Origin of the sequence: Moritella sp. PE36 (genome assembly GCF_000170855.1) — a bacterium.
Lineage (GTDB): Bacteria > Pseudomonadota > Gammaproteobacteria > Enterobacterales > Moritellaceae > Moritella.
The window spans coordinates 1-2,520 of the sequence record NZ_ABCQ01000109.1; the positions used below are offsets into that span (position 1 = coordinate 1).

Here is a 2,520-nt window from a genome sequence, read left to right on the forward strand (position 1 = left end):
ATTTTTGGAGTATTTCGGTGACAAAATCAATATCTTGAATCAACACATGCTCAAGCCAAACAATCGCTTTTTTATGTTCACCTTGCTCAATATGCAAATCGGCAAGCATGATACTTGCTCTCACGCAGTGCTTGTCATACTGTAGGGCTTTCTTAAGACTCGTTAAACGTTTCTTTGGTTCATCAAGCATTGTTGGGGATGCCGCTAACGAACAATAAAAATGTGCAATTTTACGTTCAATTTTTGCATCACCCATTTTCTTCAGCTTATTGCCGATCGTAATCGCTTGTTCCCACTCTTTGGTTTGTTCATAAATAATGATGAGTTGCGTTAACGCGACTTGACGATGCTCAGGTTCATCAATCAATTTCAAAAATAATTCTTCTGCGCGATCCACTAGGCCCGCAGCAAGATAATCTCGTGCTAGTTGTAATAAAGCAAGATTACGCTGTTCATGCGTCAATGAAGGTCGAGCAATGAGATTCTGATGGATCTTAATTGCACGTTGTACTTCGCCACGTTGACGAAACAGATTTCCGAGCGCTAAATGCGTATCAATCGTTTCACTATCAACATCAAGTAAATCGATAAATAAATCGACCGCTTTATCAGGTTGGTCTGATAATAAAAAGTTAAGCCCGGTTACATACTCTCTAGAGATCGTATGCTGCTTATCTTGTTGTAAATAGCGACCATTTCTTCTACCCATATACCAGCCATATGCAGCGGCAACAGGAAGTAAAAGAAATAAAAGTTCGAACATACGGTAAATTAACCTTTAATTTCAGCAGCACGTAATCGCTCAAGCTCTACAACTTGACGCTTTGATTTACGTTTAAATTTCGAAAGAGATAATCTTAATTTCATCATGAATAAGCTCATGCACACACCAGCAACCACTAAACCTGACACAAATGCACCAATAAGCAGAGACGATAACTTAAATGAATCTAGGGCAATTAGATAATTAAAATCCACTAACTGATCGTTACTCGCAGCAAATGCAGCTGCCAGCGCCAGTGTACAAGCGATAATAATAAAAAAGATAAATGATTTCATCGACGTCCTCTGTGAGATAAATTGGTAATACAAGGGATTATCGCCAATAAATGGGTCAAGTGCTAGTAATATATGGTGTAATCCAAAACTACTATTCCCTGCTAGTATATAAACAACACAACACCTATACCCAAGCTACTTCAAGATGCACAATCAGCAAAGCGAAAGGAAAGGATATTCAAGGCATGAAGTCGAAGATTTAGTTATTCTAAATTAAGACTTCATAACGCCGAAGATTCATTCTTTCGGCTTGCCCTACGGGAGGCGAGCAGAAATAGCAGCACAGCGTTACAATATTTGAAAATGGAATAACCATTCTCTACATATTGCGCCTTGTTCTGTTATCCCTGCTAGTCTCTGATATAGCATCTTGAAGTAACTTGGGTATGGGTATCATGACGCAAAAAAAAGTAAAAAAAAACGACATACCTAAGTATGTCGTTTTTACAAGTATCAACGGCTATAAAGAAGCGTTAACACGATCTCGAAGTTCCTTACCTGGTTTGAAATGAGGAACATATTTGCCCTCTAATTCAACCTTTTCACCTGACTTAGGATTACGCCCAATTCGAGGTTCACGGTAATGTAGAGAAAAACTTCCAAAACCTCGAATTTCAATTCGATCACCAGTAGCTAAAGTATCTACCATCTGATCAAGTATAGCTTTCACAGATAATTCAACATCTTTAGTCGCCAGCTGCGAATTTGCAGTGCAAAGACGTTCGATTAGTTCTGATTTTGTCATATAATCTCCATTAAGAATATTCTCGACATCGTACTAATGAGGGATGAATAAACATCCCTCAGGCTAATTATTTGCCTTTAGCAGCTTTAAATGCTTCTTCCATAGCAGAAAGACCAGACTCTTGCGGTTGGCTGTTTACACTAGCCATTGCTTCTTTCTCGTCAGCTTCATCTTTAGCTTTGATTGAAAGACTAATTACGCGGTTTTTACGATCAACACCAACATATTTAGCTTCAAGTTTTTCGCCTACAGATAATACTAAGCTTGCATCTTCGATACGGTCGCGAGAGATATCGCCAACACGGATGTAACCTTCAACACCTTTAGCAAGTTCAATTGTCGCGCCTTTAGCGTCAACAGAAGAAACTGTACCATTAACAATAGCATTCTTCTTGTTATTCGCTAGGTATTCGTTGAACGGGTCTTCATCAATTTGCTTGATACCTAAAGAAATACGTTCACGCTCTGGGTCTACTTGTAGAACTACAGCTGTGATTTCGTCTCCTTTTTTGTATTCGCGAACTGCTTCTTCACCAGTTGAATCCCAAGAGATGTCAGATAGGTGAACTAGACCGTCGATGCCGCCGTCAAGACCGATGAAGATACCGAAATCTGTGATAGATTTGATCTTACCAGTAACTTGCTCGCCTTTCATGCGTGAAGTTGAGAAGTTTTCCCAAGGATTAGCAATACATTGCTTAAGACCTAGAGAGATA

The 2,520-nt window shown here is 39.2% G+C and carries 4 protein-coding genes; all 4 read right to left on the reverse strand.

The features are described from left to right. On the reverse strand, positions 1-763 hold a 763-nt coding region (locus tag PE36_RS23350; protein ID WP_006034589.1), incomplete at its 3' end, for a lipopolysaccharide assembly protein LapB. A gap of 8 nt (positions 764-771) precedes the next feature. Further along, positions 772-1,059, reverse strand: a complete 288-nt coding sequence (locus PE36_RS23355) for a LapA family protein (RefSeq protein ID WP_006034590.1) — start codon at positions 1,057-1,059, stop codon at positions 772-774. A gap of 460 nt (positions 1,060-1,519) precedes the next feature. Next, entirely contained in the window at positions 1,520-1,804 is a 285-nt protein-coding gene (gene ihfB, locus PE36_RS23360) for an integration host factor subunit beta (protein WP_006034591.1), read from the reverse strand. A 67-nt stretch (positions 1,805-1,871) separates the two neighbouring features. Next, positions 1,872-2,520: S1 RNA-binding domain-containing protein (locus PE36_RS23365; protein ID WP_006034592.1), on the reverse strand; the 649-nt coding region annotated here is incomplete at its 5' end.